This window comes from Nocardioides sp. (assembly GCF_036274455.1).
Classification (GTDB): Bacteria; Actinomycetota; Actinomycetes; order Propionibacteriales; family Nocardioidaceae; genus Nocardioides.
In genome coordinates, this window is sequence record NZ_DASUFR010000242.1 from 1 (window position 1) to 14,694 (window position 14,694).

Here is a 14,694-nt window from a genome sequence, read left to right on the forward strand (position 1 = left end):
GGTGCTGCGCGGCCGTGGACCGGCGGGACGGGGCTGCGCGTCGCTAAAAGCGCGGCGTGGCGCGGGCAGCGCGAGGTGACCACGCTGGGAGCAGCCGCCCGCGACACGGCGTCGCCTGTCGGCGCGCAGCCCCACCCCGCCGGCGCCGCGGCCGACCGGGGTGCCGCGAACGAAGACCCAGACCTACCTCTCGCCGCCCGGGACCCAGAGGACGTCCCCCTGCTGGCGGTTGGCGTAGCGAGCCAGGATGAACAGCAGGTCGGAGAGCCGGTTGAGGTAGGTGATCGCCAGCTTGTTCATCGTCTCGGCGTGCTCGTCGTAGGCCGCCCAGGCCGAGCGCTCGGCGCGGCGGACGACGGTGCGGCAGACGTGCAGGTGGGCGGAGCCGGGGGTGCCGCCGGAGAGGATGAACGAGCGGAGCGCCTCCAGCGACTCGTTGTAGTGGTCGCACCAGCCCTCGAGGCGGTCGACGTAGGACTGCTCGACGCGCAGCGGCGGGTAGGCGGGATCGGGGACCACGGGGGTGCACAGGTCGGCGCCGACGTCGAACAGGTCGTTCTGGACGTGGGTCAACACCGCGACCACGTCGGGCTCGAGGTCGCCGACCGCCACGGCGAGTCCGATGTGGGCGTTGGCCTCGTCGACATCGGCGTACGCGTGGAGGCGGAGGTCGTTCTTCGAGGCCACCGAGTTGTCGCCGAGACGGGTCTGCCCGGCATCGCCGGTCCGGGTGTAGATCCGGGTCAGGTTGACCATGGGCGCACAGTAGCCGTTGGGGTGAGCACGGTCCCCGGCCTCAGGGGGCACGGTGTGGCGAAAGCCCGGCGCGCCGAGCAACCCAACCCGGCGCTCGGACGTCATAGTGGTGTGACTCACGACACCGTGGAGATGCCCGTGGACATCATGAGCGACGGACCTGTCCTCGTCCTGAGCGGCGACCTCGACGTGCGCAGCACGATGCAGGTGCGGACTGCGGTGCGTGACCTCCTCCACAGCTACGACGAGGTCGCCATCGACCTGAGCGCCGTGGAGAGCGCCGACCTGACCGCGCTCCGGGTCCTCGCCGCCGCCACCGTCCAGGCGGTCCGCGACGGGCACCACCTGACGCTGCGCCAGCCGTCGCCCGCCGTACGCCGGATGCTGCACCTCTCGCACCTGGCCCGCGTGGTCGACGTCGTGCCGAGCGACGCGGTGGATGTCGGATAAGCCACACGGTCGCACGGTTACCTCGCAGTAAGGACCGCCCTACCCTCGGAGGATGACCGAGAAGGACCGTCCGTGGGTGATGCGCACGTACGCCGGCCACTCGACGGCCGAGGCGTCCAACGCGCTCTACCGCGGCAACCTGGCCAAGGGCCAGACTGGCCTCTCGGTCGCCTTCGACCTGCCTACCCAGACCGGCTACGACCCCGAGTCGCCACTCGCGCGCGGTGAGGTCGGCAAGGTCGGCGTACCGGTCCCGCACCTCGGCGAGATGCGCAAGCTCTTCCGGGACATCCCCCTGGTCGAGATGAACACCTCGATGACGATCAACGCACCCGCGATGTGGCTGCTGGCGCTCTACCAGGTCGTGGCCGAGGAGCAGAACCCGGACCTCACGCCCGAGGAGGTCGCCGCGCAGCTGGCCGGGACGACCCAGAACGACATCATCAAGGAGTACCTCTCCCGGGGGACCTACGTGTTCCCCCCGGAGCACTCGCTGCGGCTGATCAGCGACCTGATCGCCTACACGGTCCACCAGATCCCGAAGTGGAACCCGATCAACATCTGCAGCTACCACCTGCAGGAGGCAGGTGCCACGCCGACCCAGGAGCTCGCCTACGCGCTCTGCACCGCGATCGCCGTCCTCGACGAGGTGAAGAGCTCCGGGCAGGTCGACGACGCCGACTTCGAGAAGGTCGTCGGCCGGATCTCCTTCTTCGTCAACGCAGGCGTGCGGTTGGTCGAGGAGATGTGCAAGATGCGCGCGTTCGTCGAGCTGTGGGACGAGATCACCCGCGAGAGGTACGGCGTCGAGGACGCCAAGATGCGCAGGTTCCGGTACGGCGTCCAGGTCAACTCGCTCGGCCTGACCGAGGCCCAGCCCGAGAACAACGTCCAGCGCATCGTGCTCGAGATGCTCGGCGTCACGCTGTCCAAGCACGCGCGCGCCCGCGCCGTACAGCTACCGGCCTGGAACGAGGCCCTCGGCCTGCCCCGCCCCTGGGACCAGCAGTGGTCGCTGCGGATGCAGCAGGTGCTGGCCTACGAGTCCGACCTGCTGGAGTACGACGACATCTTCGACGGCTCCCACGTCGTCGAGGCCAAGGTCGCCGAGCTGGTTGCGTCGGCCAAGGACGAGATCGACCGGGTCCAGGCCATGGGCGGCGCGATCGCCGCGGTCGAGTCGGGCTACATGAAGGAGGCGCTGGTCAGCTCGCACGCCGCCCGGCGCGCCCGGATCGAGTCCGGCGAGGAGGTCATCGTCGGAGTCAACAGGTTCGAGACCACCGAGCCCTCGCCGCTGACCGCCGACCTCGACACCGCGATCCAGACCGCCGATCCCGAAGCCGAGCGTGCAGCGATCGCCAGCGTCGAGGCGTGGCGGGCGCAGCGCGACGCCGGCGAGGTCGAGAAGGCGCTGCAGCAGCTGGCCGAGGACGCGAGGTCCGACACCAACCTGATGACCGCCACCCTGGCCGCGGCAAGGGCCGGCGCGACCACGGGGGAGTGGGCCGGAACCCTGCGCGAGGTCTTCGGTGAGTTCCGCGCGCCGACCGGTGTCTCGGGCGCGGTCGGGGTGGCCCGGTCGGCCGGTCAGGCCGGCGAGCAGCTCGCGGCGGTCCGGAAGCGAGTCAAGGAGACCGGCGACGAGCTCGGCGGCCGGCTGCGGCTGCTGGTCGGCAAGCCCGGGCTGGACGGCCACTCGAACGGCGCCGAGCAGATCGCCGTACGTGCGCGCGACGCCGGCTTCGAGGTGATCTACCAGGGGATCCGGCTGACCCCGGAGCAGATCGTCTCCGCCGCGGTGGCCGAGGACGTGCAGTGCGTCGGGCTCTCGATCCTCTCCGGCTCGCACATGCAGCTCGTGCCTGCCGTCCTCGACGGCCTGAGGGAGCAGGGGATGGACGTCCCGGTGGTCGTCGGCGGCATCATCCCCGACTCCGACGCCCGCAAGCTCCTCGAAGCCGGCGTGGCTGCGGTCTACACCCCCAAGGACTTCGGCCTCACCGAGATCATGGGCGGCATCGTGGACGTGATCCGGAGGGCCAACGGGCTGAGCTGAGCGCCGACTCGGCGTGATCAGCGCCACTTGCCAAGGTAAGGCTTCCCTACGTTAGTCTCACCTTCCATGGCGAAGGGGAAGGTGCGCAAGCTCCCGAAGACGGAGTGCTGCGTGTCGAAGAAGCGGTGCGAACGCTGCCCCCTGCGCATGCTCAAGGAGGGCACGCTGCCTGACGGGTATACGGTCAGGAAGCGCAAGCTGGTCCGCGTGGACGGCAAGAAGGTCACGAAGAAGCGGTTGAAGAAGGCCGCCTAGCCCGTCACGGCAGAGGAGGCATGGTGCCCGCAGATCGCTTCGTGGCGGCGCTGAACGCCCAGATCGGCAACGAGCTGGCTGCTCACAACCAGTACCTCGCCTGCGCGATCCACTACGACGCCATGACGATGCCGCAGATGGCGGCGTTCTTCTACCACCAGGCGGTCGAGGAGCGTGCCCACGCGATGATGATGGTGCGCTACCTCCTCGACACCGACTCCGAGGTGGTCATCCCGGGTGTCGACGCCCCGCAGAGCTCGTTCTCCGACGTGGTCGCGCCGGTCGCGCTGGCTCTCGAGCAGGAGAAGCGGGTCACCGAGCAGGTCAACGCCCTGCTGCGGATCGCACGCGAGGAGTCCGACTTCGCCTCCGAGCAGTTCCTCCAGTGGTTCATCAAGGAGCAGGTCGAGGAGGTCGCGACGATGTCCGACCTGCTCGCCGTCGTGACCCGCAATCAGGACGACCTCGAGGACATCGAGGAGTACGTCGCCCGAGAGGGCAGCGACCTCGACACCGACCCGACCGCCCCGCGCATCGCGGGCGCCAGGACGGGCACGTCCTAACCTCCTGCCATGGGCAGGGTGATCGTCGTCGGAGCCGGGGTCGTCGGCCTGTCGTGCGCGGTCCGGCTGCTCGAGGCCGGCCACCGGGTGGACGTGCTCGCCCGGGAGCTGCCGCGCGAGACGACGTCCGCGGTCGCCGCCGCGATCTGGTACCCCTATCGCGCCTGGCCCCAGGATCGGGTGCTGGCGTGGTCGCGCGCGACCTACGACGAGCTCGCCCGGATCGGCGCCGAGCACCCGGAGAGCGGAGTCGTGCTCCGCGAGGGCACCGAGGTGGTGGCCAGCCGCGAGGAGAAGCCGTGGTGGTCCGACGCGGTGCCCGACCTGCACGAGACCGTGGACGTGCCGGCCGGGTACGACGGCGGCTGGGCGTTCACCGCGCCGCTGGTCGAGATGCCGGTCTACCTCGACTGGCTGGCCGGCCGGGTCCTCGCGGGCGGCGGCTCGATCACCCGGCTGAACCTGCACGGTCTGCCCCGCACCGGCGACGGCGGCCCCGACGCCGTCGTGGACTGCTCCGGGATCGGGGCCAAGTTCCTCGCCTCTGACCCGTCGGTGTATCCGGTCCAGGGACAGGTGGTGCTGGTCGAGCAGGTGGGGCTGGAGCGCTGGTGGCTCGACGACACGAACGCCGACGCGCCGACGTACGTCGTCCCGCGCTCGCGCGACATCGTCGTGGGCGGCACCGATGTCGAGGGGGAGTGGAGCCGGACGCCGTCGCCCGAGGTGGCCGCCGGGATCCTGCGCCGGGCGCTCCGGTTGGTGCCGGCGCTGGCCGGTGCCGAGGTGGTCGGGCACAGGGTCGGCCTGCGGCCGGCGCGCCCCACGGTGCGCCTCGAGCGGGTCGGCGACGTGGTCCACTGCTACGGCCACGGCGGCGCGGGTGTGACCCTGAGCTGGGGCTGCGCAGACGAGGTGGCCGGGCTGATCGGCTGACGGGCCTGCGATTCAGGTCGAGCCCCGGTCCGCCGGTACTCTCGGCCGGGTGTCCCGGTCCCGACTGGCCGCCATCGCGCTGGCCATGGTCGCTGCGCTCGCCTTCGCGGCGCTCGGCCTGCGCGACATCGGGGCGGCCTCGGGCCCAAGCACCAAAGGGGCGCACCTGGCCTCTGACCGCGGGGAGGGCAAGCCGGCCCCGGCGGCACAGAAGCGGCCGAACGTCGTGTTCATCCTGACCGACGACCTCGACAAGTCGCTGATGCCGTACATGCCCAACACCACCCGGCTGATCCGCGACCAGGGCGCCGACTTCACCAACTTCTACGTCGAGCAGTCGTCGTGCTGCCCCTCGCGCGCGTCGATCCTCTCCGGCGACTACGCGCACAACCACGGGGTCATCGGCAACACCTGGCCGGAGGGCGGCTACGACCGCTGGAAGCAGACCAAGCAGGACGACGACCTCGCGGTCTGGCTGTCCAAGGCCGGCTACCGCAACGCGATGCTGGGCAAGTACTTCAACGAGTACCCCTACCACCCGGGCAGCCACCTCTCCGAGACCCGCAAGGCCAGGCTCCGCGAGTACGTCCCGCCGGGATGGCACTCGTGGGCCTCCCCGGTGCAGGGCAACGCCTACGCGCAGGACCACTACAAGCTGAACGTCGACGGCCACGTCGACCATGACTTCCACACCGACTACCTCGACTCCTGGCTCGGGCAGCGAGCGCTCGACCTGGTCGACGGCAGCGACGGCTTCGACTTCGCCGACGGCGGGCAGTTCATCTACTACGCGTCCTACAGCCCGCACACGCCGTACGCCTATCCGAGGTCGCTGGCCGGGACCTTCACCGACGCCAGGTATCCGCGCACGCCGGACTTCGACGAGGCCGACACCTCCGACAAGTTCGGTCTCGCCCGGCAGCGGGCCCTGCTGACCCACCACGACGTCAGGACGATCGACAGGACCTTCCGCGACCGGATCAGGTCGGTGCAGACCCTCGACGAGACCGTCGCGAAGCTGGTCCAGGCGCTGGCCGACCAGCATGCGCTGGACAACACCTACATCATCTTCACCAGCGACAACGGCTACCACATGGGCAACCACCGCCGCGAGATCGGCAAGTACACCCAGTTCCAGAACGACGTCGCGGTGCCGTTCTACATCCGGGGTCCGGGCATCGAGCCGGGGTCGACGATCGCCGACGTGGCCGGGAACATCGACATCGCCCCGACCATCGCGCAGATCGCCGGCGCCCGGACGCCGGAGGTCGACGGCCTCTCGCTGCTGCCGCGGCTGCACGGTGGACCGCCGCTGCAGCGCAAGTACTACCTGATCGGCCGGGCCCTCACCCCCTCCAACGCCACCTCGGCGAACGGGTTGGAGGAGCCGACGGACCCCAACAGCGAGCCCGACCGCTCCAGCGAGCTCAACGACTTCACGGGCGTGACCAACGGACGCTACAAGCTGGTCCGCTACACACACCTCCCGCACGAGGAGCTCTACGACCTCAACAAGGACCCCTTCGAGCTGCACAACCTCCTGGCCGACGACGCCGCGTCGTACGCCGCCATGACGCCGGCCGGACGCCGGGCGGTGGACACCCTGCGCGCGGCCCTGGACCAGCTGGTCGACTGCGCCGGCGTGACCTGCCAGTAGGCCGCCCTCAGCGGGGCCTGACCGGCGTGACCGCGACGACGGCCGACGGCCTCAGCGGTCCGTAGATGTGGGGGTAGGTCTCATCGACCCCGGGTGCGGGCGGTTCCTCGACCCACTGGACGTCAAGCAGGCCGGTGTCGATCTCGAGCAGGACCAGCGGCTCCTCGACGTCGGCGTAGTAGCGGTCGCGGACACCCTCCCACTGGTCCGCGCGGCTGGCATGGATGAACCCTTCCTGCTCCAGGCTCACCCCGCGGGTGGACGTCGTGTACTCGCCGTCCTCCTGCGCCCGCTCCCAATCGCTCACCGTGGCCAGGTGGTAGATCCGCACGCGGCCATCGTGGCAGTCAGCGTGGCAGCCGGCCCACCTGCTCGGCGTACCAGACGAGTCCCGTGAGGTGCTCGCAGATCTCGCGCAGCGTCCAGTTGGGGGTGCGCGGCGCGTCCCACTCGGCCTCTCCGGCAGCCGTGATCCGCAGCGCGAAGGTCCGGCCGAGCCGGCGCAGCCGCTGGCGTGCCTCATCGAGGTCCTGCTCGGTGAACCGGGCCCAGTCGCTGTCGAAGGTTGCCAGGCTGGCGTGCCACTCGTCCGGCATCGTCTCGGCGCCGGCGAGGAGCGCCTCGACCTCGGCGAGGTGGTCGATGATGTGGTCACCGATCCGGCGCACCGCCTTGTGCGGGGTGTAGATCCGATCGCCGTCCTCGCTCACGAGCGGCCGGCCGTCCCAGGCCAGCCACGTCTGTGCGATCTCGAGGCACTGCTCGACCGCTTGCTCCACCACGACGCCCGGGTTGTCCATGCAGCAAACGCTAGGAGCCCGACACTTCGGCGGCGGTGGAAGTGTCGATGCCGGGTGCCTTCGCTGCGGGGGCTTCGAGGCTCAGGCGCAGAACGCCTTCGCACCTCAGCCACCGTGGGCCAGCGGGTGCCCACGCTGCGGGGGTCTCGACAGGCTCGACCGGCGGCGGACCAGCGGGTGCCCACGCTGCGGGGGTCTCGACGGGCTCGACCGGCGGCGGACCAGCGGGTGCCCACGCTGCGGGGGTCTCGACAGGCTCGACCGGCGGCCTGCCACCACGGTGGCTGAGGTGCGAGGCCGTTCACGGCCGAGCCTCGAAGCCAGGCGACCCGGGGCTGGGACTCGCCCAGGTCAGAAGAGCCGGTGCTCGGAGTCGTCCATGCCGCGCAGGCCGTCGTAGTCGACGACGGCACAGGTGATGCCGCGGTCCTCGGCGAGCACCCGGGCCTGGGGCTTGATCAGCTGGGCGGCGAAGATGCCGCGCACCGGACCCTTGGTGGTCAGCAGCGGCTCCCGGTTGAGGAGCTCGAGGTAGCGGGTCAGCTGCTCGACGCCGTCGATCTCGCCGCGGCGCTTGATCTCCACGGCCACCGAGAGGCCGGCGGAGTCGCGGCACATCAGATCGACCGGGCCGATGGCGGTCGGGTACTCGCGGCGCACCAGGGTCAGCCCCTCGGCCAGCGTGGCCGGGTGCTCGGCCAGCAGCTCCTGGAGGTGCTTCTCGACGCCGTCCTTCTGCAGCCCCGGGTCGATGCCGAGCTCGTGGGAGGAGTCGTGCTCGATCTCCTCGAGCAGGATCCGGAGCGTGTCACCGTCCTTGCCGGTGACCGTCCACTCGACCACGCCGTCCTCGGAGACCCCCTCGCGGACGGTGCACGGCGGCGACATCCAGTTCAGCGGCTTGTAGGAGCCGCCGTCGGAGTGGACCAGCACCGAGCCGTCGGCCTTGATCATCAGCACCCGGCTGGCCATCGGCAGGTGGGCGGTCAGCCGCCCCGCGTAGTCGACCTGGCAGCGAGCGACGACGAGCCTCACGCCGGCCGAATCTACAGTGGGCGACGTGCCCGCTCAGACCAACCTCTACAGCACCAGGGTCGACGACACCGACGCGACGTACGCCGGGCTGCTCGCGCACGGCGCGACCGCCATGAGCGAGCCGCACGACTGGCTCGGGACGCTGCGGGTGGCGTGGGTGGTCGACCCGGACGGCCACCCGGTGGAGCTCGTCCAGAGGACGGTCTGAGCCTGGCTAGGGACGTCCGGCGCGGGGAGCCGTCACCCGCTCGGTGAACACCACCCCGTCCGAGGCGCCCTCGGGCCCGTAGTGGTTGGCCACGACGAAGAGCGTCCGGCCGTCGTCGCCGCCCAGCGTGCACGAGAAGGCGCCGCGGTCCACCGGCACCGTCTCGAGGATCCCGCCGCCTTCCGCGACCCGGACGCAGTGCTGCTGGGGGACCGAGGCGTACCAGACCGCGCCCGAGGCGTCGACGCAGATGCCGTCCGGCGCCTCGTCCGACGCGAGCTCGGCCCACACACGGCGGTCCGAGACCGTGCCGTCCGGGGCGATGGTCCATGCGGTCAGCCGGTCCGCGTGCGACTCGGCGACGACCAGGGTCGTGTCGCCGACGATCGCCATGCCGTTGGGGAACCACACGTCGTCGGCCACCTGCTCCCACGAGCCGTCGGGCCGCACCACGGCCACGATCCCGGGCCGGCGCTCCTCCCACGGCATCGAGCCCGGCATGTCCACCCAGCAGTTGCCGTGCGCGTCCACCACGATCTCGTTGAAGGGCTGCCCCGCCGCGCCGTACGGCGCCAGTGCGGTGGCCGGTGGGGTGCCGGCCAGGACGCCGGCACGCGAGGTGCACACCAGCCGCCCGTCCGGCAGCCAGTCGATCGAGAACGGCAGCCCGTCGACCCGGGCCACGATCTCGTGGGAGCCGTCGGCTGCGAAGGCGAGGACCTCGCCGGCCAGCCAGTCGCACATCCAGAACCGCCCGTCGTGCCACCGCGGCGATTCGCCCATCCGGATGCCCTTCGCGAAGATCTCTGCCATGCCCGATGAGACCGGCGAGGAGTGCAGGACTCATCGGGTCCGGCCGGCCCGGGACGCGGACCTCGCCCACCTCGCGGCCATCGAGGACGCCGGCGGGCCGCAGTTCGCGGCGTACTTCGGGCCGGCGATCCATCCGGTCCTGCTCAGCCCCGCCACGGACGGCCGGCAGCGGGCGCTGGAGCCGGGGTTCGTGCTGGTGGCGGCCGACGACGAGCAGAGCCCGCCCGTGGGGTTCGTCCACGTCCTGGTCATCGACGGGCACGCCCACCTCGAGCAGGTCTCGGTCCTGCCCGAGCGCCAGGGCCAGGGCATCGGCGCGGCGCTGGTCCGCGCCGCGATGGCGCAGGCCCGGGCGCAGGGGTTCGACCGGCTGAGCCTGTGTACCTATCGCGAGGTGCCGTGGAACGCCCCCTTCTACCGCGGCCTGGGCTTCACCGAGGTGACCGAGCTCGCGGCGTATCAGCGCCGGCTCCGCGAGAAGGAGCGCGAGCTGGGCCTGGAGGTCAACGGCGAGAGGTGCGTGATGGAGGTCGCACTGAGGTGAACACCCGCTAACCGGGCCAGTAGGCTCCGCCGCATGACTGAGCAGGGCCCGGTGGGTCGGACCTTCAGCACGATCGGTGTCGTCGGACTCGGCACGATGGGCGCCGGGATCGCCGAGGTCTTCGCGCGCAACGGCTTCAGCGTGGTCGGCGTCGAGCTCAATGACGAGGCCGTCGAGCGGGGCCGCCAGCACCTCGAGCACTCCACCGGCCGGGCGGTTCGCCGCGGCAAGCTCAGCGAGGCCGAGCAGGCCGAGCTGCTGGGCCGGATCTCGTTCACCACCACGATGAAGGACCTGCACGAGGCGGACTTCGTCATCGAGGCGGTCGTCGAGTCGCTCGAGGTCAAGAAGGCGATCTTCGCCGAGCTCGAGGGCATCGTTGCACCCGAGGCGATCCTCGCCACCAACACCTCGAGTCTCAGCGTCACCGAGATCTCCACCGCCAACGCCCACCCCGGCCGGGTCATCGGCGTCCACTTCTTCAACCCCGCGCCGGTGCAGAACCTCGTCGAGATCGTGCGCACGGTGGTGACCGAGCCGCAGGTGCTCGAGGACGTCACGCGCCTCGTCGAGGGGCTGGGGAAGAACCCGGTCGTCTGCGGTGACAAGGCCGGCTTCATCGCCAACACGCTGCTGTTCGGCTACCTCAACCACGCGGTCGCGATGTTCGAGGGCCACTACGCGACCCGCGAGGACATCGACGCGGCGATGCGGTTCGGCTGTGGCTACCCCATGGGGCCGCTGCAGCTGCTCGACCTAATCGGCCTGGACACGGCCTACGAGATCCTCGAGACGATGTACCGCCAGGGCCGGGACCGCCTGCACGCTCCCTCGCCGATCCTCAAGCAGATGGTCACCGCGGGCATGCTCGGCCGCAAGACTGGCCGCGGCTTCTACACCTACGACGGCCCCGACAGCCCGGTGACGGTGGCCGACGACCTCACGCCGAGCGCGGACGACCTTCCACAGCTCCACCACCACATCGCGAGGGTGGGCGTGGTCGGCACCGGCACCATGGCCTCCGGCATCGTCGAGGTCTTCGCCAAGGTCGGGTACGACGTGCTGTTCGTCGGCCGGAGCCAGGACCGGGTCGACGGCGTGCTGTCGGCGATCACGACCGGCTTCGACAAGCAGATCCAGCGCGGCCGGGCCACCGAGGACGACAAGGCGGGCGCGCTCGCGAAGATCGTCGGCACCGTCTCGCTGGACGACCTCGCGGACGTCGATCTCGTCGTCGAGGCGATCGCTGAGGACCTCACGATCAAGAAGACCCTGTTCGCCAACCTCGACGACATCTGCAAGCCGGGCGTCATCCTGGCCACGACGACCTCGTCCCTGCCCGTCATCGAGCTGGCCCGCGCCACCGGCCGGCCCCAGGACGTCGTCGGGATGCACTTCTTCAACCCGGCGCCGGTGATGAAGCTCGTCGAGGTCGTGTCCACCGTCATGACCGCCGACGACGTCACCGAGACGACCCGTGCGCTCTGCGACAAGCTCGGGAAGGTCGCCGTGTCGTGCGCGGACCGGGCCGGGTTCATCGTCAACGCCCTGCTCTTCCCCTACCTCAACGACGCGGTGAAGATGCTCGAGGCGCACTACGCGACCGCCGACGACATCGACACCGCGATGAAGCAGGGCTGTGCGCTGCCGATGGGCCCCTTCGAGCTGCTCGACGTGGTCGGGAACGACGTCTCGCTGGCCATCCAGCGAGAGCTCTACCTCGAGTTCCGCGAGCCGGGCTTCGCCCCGGCGCCGCTGCTCGAGCACCTGGTCACCGCCGGCTACCTCGGCCGCAAGACCGGCCGCGGCTTCCGCGACTACACGGTTCGTCTACCCTCGTGAGCTTCGGCAGGCTGTCTACCCCGCGATCACGAGGCGCGCTCGCTTCGCTTCGCAGGGCTCGCTGCGCTCGCACCTCCGGTCAGCACTGACGTTGAACCACGGTGGTTGAGGAGCTTGCGCAGCAAGCGTCTCGAAACCTCGCAGGCTGGTGCTGGTACCTCCGTAAACCATGGCCATTCTGGGCCATGGACAACCTCAAGCAGCATGCGGTGGTCTCATGGGCATGACGTCCCTACGCCGTGTCCTCGCGTTCGTCGTGCTGCTCCCGGCTGTCGCGGCGCTGCTGGTGGTGGCACCGGCCGAGGCCGCGCAGGCACCGGTGGCCGAGAAGGCGTCGTGCCGGCGCACGCTGCCGTCGTACCCGATCCTGCAGCTGGGCGACCGCAAGCCCGCGGTCCGCACCCTGCAGTGCTCGCTCAACGACCTGGGGCTCGGGCCGGTGGTGGTCGACGGCTACTACGGCCGGCAGACCAGGCGAGCGGTCTGGAAGATCGTCAAGAACTTCGAGGGCGGGCCGCCTCCGCACCCGTTCCGGATCAACAACGGCATGTGGACGCTGCTCTTCGGGTGCCAGCTCCCCGACCGGCAGCTGGCCGAGGGCGCCCACGGCCATGCGGTCGTCGTCCTCCAGCGGGCGCTGCGCGCCGCAGGCGGCACGATCGTGGTCGACGGTGACTTCGGTCCCCAGACGACCGCGGTGGTGAAGCTGTACCAGAAGGCCCAGGGCCAGACCCAGACCGGCCGGGTCACCGGCGACACCCGCTTCATGCTCTGCATGGGTGGCGTCATCGGGCAGCTGAGCTGAGGTCGCTCCCCACCACAGCGACTAGCTCTCGACGGTCAGGTCCAGGAGCAGCGACGGCACGGTGGGGTCGTCGGCGTCGATCACGGCGACCAGGTCGAGCAGGTCGTCGCGGTAGCCGGCCAGGGCCAGCCCCTCCACCTTCGCCACCCGGCCGTCAAGAGGCGGCAGCTCGGCCACGTCGACCACCCGGTCGCCGTCGAGCAGGGCGAGCGCCGAGCCGACCACCGGGCCGTCGTCGTACGTCGTCGGCGAGTCCTCCGCTGCCGCGCTGACCAGCACGAGCCCACCGGAGAGGGCGATCGCGTCGGTGACCGCCAGCCCCACCCCCCGGACGGCGCCGAGGTCGTAGCGGCGCACTCCCGAGACCCGCACCGATGCGGGCCGGCCCGAAGCCACGGCGAGGATGCTGTCGAGGGCGATGTCGACGCTCGCGGTCGGTGCCCCCGCGGAGGGCAGGCCGCGCTGGAACCACCGCAGAGAGTCACCCACGACACAGGCGCCCTCGAGGTTGAGCTGGTCGGGGCGGACGTCGAGGACCTCGGTGATCCGGGCGTACACCGGTGCCAGCCCGGCCACGAGCACCGCTCGCTCGGACAGCAGGACCGCACGCATCCGGGCCGGCGTGGAGCCGGAGCCGAGGGCCAGCGTCCGGCCGTCCGGCAGCGCCACGACCGCTTCGAGGTCCGGCTTGAGTGCCTTGGTGCCGGATGCTTCGTCGAAGGTGTCGTGGCCGTCGACGGGTGGGAACAGCCGCAGCGGCCGGCCGCCGCCCGCGTGCCAGACGCAGCCGTGGGTGGCGTCGTCCTGCACGACCAACCAGCCCGCGCCGTGCCGGGCGATCCCGGATGCGGCGCGCACCGGCGTGCCGTCGGCGAAGACCATCGGAGTCCGAGCCGCCAGATGAACCCTCATGTGAGGATCGTCTCAGGGGTACCGCCGGTCCATGAGCGTGCAGACAGGTCGCATCACCACCGACATCCCGGCCCGCCTCGACCGCCTCCCGTGGGCGCGCTGGCACTGGCTCGTGGTCATCGGCTTGGGGACGGTCTGGATCCTCGACGGGCTCGAGGTCACGATCGTCGGCTCGATGTCGGACGCCCTGAAGTCCGGCGACACCGGCCTGGGCCTCAGCAGCTCGCAGATCGGCTTCGCCGGCTCGATCTACGTCGCCGGTGCGTGCCTGGGCGCACTGTTCTTCGGGCAGCTGACCGACCGCTTCGGCCGGAAGAAGCTGTTCCTGCTGACGCTGGCGGTCTACACCGTCGCCACCGTCGCGACCGCGTTCTCGATGAACCCGACGTGGTACTTCGCCGCGCGCTTCCTCACCGGTGCCGGCATCGGCGGTGAGTACGCCGCGATCAACTCCGCGATCGACGAGCTGATCCCCAAGGCCTTCCGGGGACGGGTCGACATCGCGATCAATGGCTCCTTCTGGGTCGGCGCCGCCCTCGGGTCGCTCCTGACGATCCCGCTGCTGGACCCGACCCTGGTCAACCCCGAGTGGGGCTGGCGCAGCGCGTTCGGCCTCGGCGCGATCCTGGCGGTCGGCATCCTGGTCGTGCGACGCACCGTGCCGGAGAGCCCCCGCTGGCTGTTCATCCACGGCCGCGAGGACGAGGGCGAGCGCATCGTGGACGACATCGAGCGCACGGTGGGCAACCAGTACGGCGCACCTCTCCCGGAGACCACGGACGGCACCATCACGATCCGGCAGCGCAAGACGATCGGCCTGCCGCTGATCGCCAAGACGGTGTTCACGCTCTACCCCAAGCGCACCGTGCTGTGCCTGTCGCTCTTCATCGGCCAGGCGTTCCTCTACAACGCGTTCTTCTTCACCTACGGCGACACCCTGGGCACGTTCTTCGGCGTCAGCCAGGCCGGGTACTACCTCGCGGTCTTCGCGGCCAGCAACTTCGTCGGCGCGCTCGTGCTGAGCCCGCTGTTCGACCGGATCGGCCGCGTGCCGATGAT

At 70.6% G+C, this 14,694-nt stretch carries 17 protein-coding genes; 11 read left to right on the forward strand and 6 right to left on the reverse strand.

What is annotated here, in order from left to right; all coding sequences use genetic code 11:
• Positions 1-183: 183 nt before the first annotated feature.
• Positions 184-756 (reverse strand): cob(I)yrinic acid a,c-diamide adenosyltransferase, encoded by a 573-nt coding sequence (locus VFV89_RS23050; RefSeq protein ID WP_329708332.1) that lies wholly within the window; start codon positions 754-756, stop codon positions 184-186.
• 147 nt (positions 757-903) lie between these two features.
• Here VFV89_RS23050 and VFV89_RS23055 point away from each other — a divergent pair, with 147 nt between their 5' ends.
• The 6 genes from VFV89_RS23055 to VFV89_RS23080 all read left to right on the forward strand — a co-directional run bounded on the left by VFV89_RS23055 (position 904) and on the right by VFV89_RS23080 (position 6,676).
• Complete coding sequence (locus VFV89_RS23055) at positions 904-1,206, forward strand: STAS domain-containing protein (protein ID WP_329708333.1); 303 nt, start codon at positions 904-906, stop codon at positions 1,204-1,206.
• Positions 1,207-1,258: 52 nt separating this feature from the next.
• Positions 1,259-3,265 carry a protein meaA gene (locus tag VFV89_RS23060; protein ID WP_329708334.1) on the forward strand — a complete coding sequence of 669 codons (2,007 nt, stop codon included), beginning with the start codon at positions 1,259-1,261 and terminating at the stop codon, positions 3,263-3,265.
• A gap of 66 nt (positions 3,266-3,331) precedes the next feature.
• Entirely contained in the window at positions 3,332-3,520 is a 189-nt protein-coding gene (locus VFV89_RS23065; RefSeq protein WP_329708335.1) for a hypothetical protein, read from the forward strand.
• A 20-nt stretch (positions 3,521-3,540) separates the two neighbouring features.
• On the forward strand, positions 3,541-4,083 hold the full coding sequence (locus VFV89_RS23070; RefSeq protein WP_329708336.1) for a ferritin: 543 nt from the start codon (positions 3,541-3,543) through the stop codon (positions 4,081-4,083).
• 9 nt (positions 4,084-4,092) lie between these two features.
• Complete coding sequence (locus tag VFV89_RS23075) at positions 4,093-5,019, forward strand: FAD-dependent oxidoreductase (RefSeq protein ID WP_329708337.1); 927 nt, start codon at positions 4,093-4,095, stop codon at positions 5,017-5,019.
• A 49-nt stretch (positions 5,020-5,068) separates the two neighbouring features.
• Complete coding sequence (locus tag VFV89_RS23080; RefSeq protein WP_329708338.1) at positions 5,069-6,676, forward strand: sulfatase; 1,608 nt, start codon at positions 5,069-5,071, stop codon at positions 6,674-6,676.
• 7 nt (positions 6,677-6,683) lie between these two features.
• On the opposite strand, the gene VFV89_RS23085 is transcribed toward VFV89_RS23080, so the two are convergent.
• The 3 genes from VFV89_RS23085 to nucS all read right to left on the reverse strand — a co-directional run bounded on the left by VFV89_RS23085 (position 6,684) and on the right by nucS (position 8,511).
• Positions 6,684-7,007 (reverse strand): DUF952 domain-containing protein, encoded by a 324-nt coding sequence (locus VFV89_RS23085; RefSeq protein WP_329708339.1) that lies wholly within the window; start codon positions 7,005-7,007, stop codon positions 6,684-6,686.
• Between the two features lie 16 nt (positions 7,008-7,023).
• Positions 7,024-7,476, reverse strand: a complete 453-nt coding sequence (locus VFV89_RS23090) for a hypothetical protein (RefSeq protein WP_329708340.1) — start codon at positions 7,474-7,476, stop codon at positions 7,024-7,026.
• A 351-nt stretch (positions 7,477-7,827) separates the two neighbouring features.
• Positions 7,828-8,511: an endonuclease NucS gene (gene nucS / locus VFV89_RS23095; RefSeq protein ID WP_329708341.1), complete on the reverse strand. Its 684-nt coding sequence runs from the start codon at positions 8,509-8,511 to the stop codon at positions 7,828-7,830.
• Between the two features lie 25 nt (positions 8,512-8,536).
• On the opposite strand from nucS, the gene VFV89_RS23100 reads away from it, so the two are divergent.
• Complete coding sequence (locus VFV89_RS23100; protein WP_329708342.1) at positions 8,537-8,719, forward strand: VOC family protein; 183 nt, start codon at positions 8,537-8,539, stop codon at positions 8,717-8,719.
• Positions 8,720-8,725: 6 nt separating this feature from the next.
• Here VFV89_RS23100 and VFV89_RS23105 read toward each other — a convergent pair whose 3' ends face one another.
• Positions 8,726-9,532 carry an SMP-30/gluconolactonase/LRE family protein gene (locus VFV89_RS23105; RefSeq protein ID WP_329708343.1) on the reverse strand — a complete coding sequence of 269 codons (807 nt, stop codon included), beginning with the start codon at positions 9,530-9,532 and terminating at the stop codon, positions 8,726-8,728.
• On the opposite strand from VFV89_RS23105, the gene VFV89_RS23110 reads away from it, so the two are divergent.
• The 3 genes from VFV89_RS23110 (at position 9,531) to VFV89_RS23120 (ending at position 12,723) form a co-directional block, all read left to right on the forward strand.
• Positions 9,531-10,076, forward strand: a complete 546-nt coding sequence (locus VFV89_RS23110; RefSeq protein ID WP_329708344.1) for a GNAT family N-acetyltransferase — start codon at positions 9,531-9,533, stop codon at positions 10,074-10,076. The genes VFV89_RS23105 and VFV89_RS23110 overlap by 2 nt on opposite strands.
• Before the next feature lie 33 nt (positions 10,077-10,109).
• Positions 10,110-11,918, forward strand: a complete 1,809-nt coding sequence (locus VFV89_RS23115) for a 3-hydroxybutyryl-CoA dehydrogenase (RefSeq protein WP_329708345.1) — start codon at positions 10,110-10,112, stop codon at positions 11,916-11,918.
• A gap of 223 nt (positions 11,919-12,141) precedes the next feature.
• Entirely contained in the window at positions 12,142-12,723 is a 582-nt protein-coding gene (locus tag VFV89_RS23120) for a peptidoglycan-binding domain-containing protein (RefSeq protein WP_329708346.1), read from the forward strand.
• Between the two features lie 21 nt (positions 12,724-12,744).
• Here VFV89_RS23120 and VFV89_RS23125 read toward each other — a convergent pair whose 3' ends face one another.
• On the reverse strand, positions 12,745-13,635 hold the full coding sequence (locus tag VFV89_RS23125; protein ID WP_329708347.1) for a DUF6910 family protein: 891 nt from the start codon (positions 13,633-13,635) through the stop codon (positions 12,745-12,747).
• Between the two features lie 31 nt (positions 13,636-13,666).
• Here VFV89_RS23125 and VFV89_RS23130 point away from each other — a divergent pair.
• A partial coding sequence (locus tag VFV89_RS23130) for an MFS transporter (protein ID WP_329708348.1) occupies positions 13,667-14,694 on the forward strand: 1,028 nt, incomplete at its 3' end.

What these genes read in the sequence shown, in the direction of transcription:
- VFV89_RS23050 (WP_329708332.1), bottom strand. Translation starts at nt 756, where the DNA reads ATGGTCAACCTGACCCGGATCTACACCCGGACCGGCGATGCCGGGCAG.
- VFV89_RS23055 (WP_329708333.1), top strand. Translation starts at nt 904, where the DNA reads ATGAGCGACGGACCTGTCCTCGTCCTGAGCGGCGACCTCGACGTGCGC.
- VFV89_RS23060 (WP_329708334.1), top strand. Translation starts at nt 1,259, where the DNA reads ATGACCGAGAAGGACCGTCCGTGGGTGATGCGCACGTACGCCGGCCAC.
- VFV89_RS23065 (WP_329708335.1), top strand. Translation starts at nt 3,332, where the DNA reads ATGGCGAAGGGGAAGGTGCGCAAGCTCCCGAAGACGGAGTGCTGCGTG.
- VFV89_RS23070 (WP_329708336.1), top strand. Translation starts at nt 3,541, where the DNA reads ATGGTGCCCGCAGATCGCTTCGTGGCGGCGCTGAACGCCCAGATCGGC.
- VFV89_RS23075 (WP_329708337.1), top strand. Translation starts at nt 4,093, where the DNA reads ATGGGCAGGGTGATCGTCGTCGGAGCCGGGGTCGTCGGCCTGTCGTGC.
- VFV89_RS23090 (WP_329708340.1), bottom strand. Translation starts at nt 7,476, where the DNA reads ATGGACAACCCGGGCGTCGTGGTGGAGCAAGCGGTCGAGCAGTGCCTC.
- VFV89_RS23110 (WP_329708344.1), top strand. Translation starts at nt 9,531, where the DNA reads ATGCCCGATGAGACCGGCGAGGAGTGCAGGACTCATCGGGTCCGGCCG.
- VFV89_RS23105 (WP_329708343.1), bottom strand. Translation starts at nt 9,532, where the DNA reads ATGGCAGAGATCTTCGCGAAGGGCATCCGGATGGGCGAATCGCCGCGG.
- VFV89_RS23115 (WP_329708345.1), top strand. Translation starts at nt 10,110, where the DNA reads ATGACTGAGCAGGGCCCGGTGGGTCGGACCTTCAGCACGATCGGTGTC.
- VFV89_RS23120 (WP_329708346.1), top strand. Translation starts at nt 12,142, where the DNA reads ATGACGTCCCTACGCCGTGTCCTCGCGTTCGTCGTGCTGCTCCCGGCT.
- VFV89_RS23125 (WP_329708347.1), bottom strand. Translation starts at nt 13,635, where the DNA reads ATGAGGGTTCATCTGGCGGCTCGGACTCCGATGGTCTTCGCCGACGGC.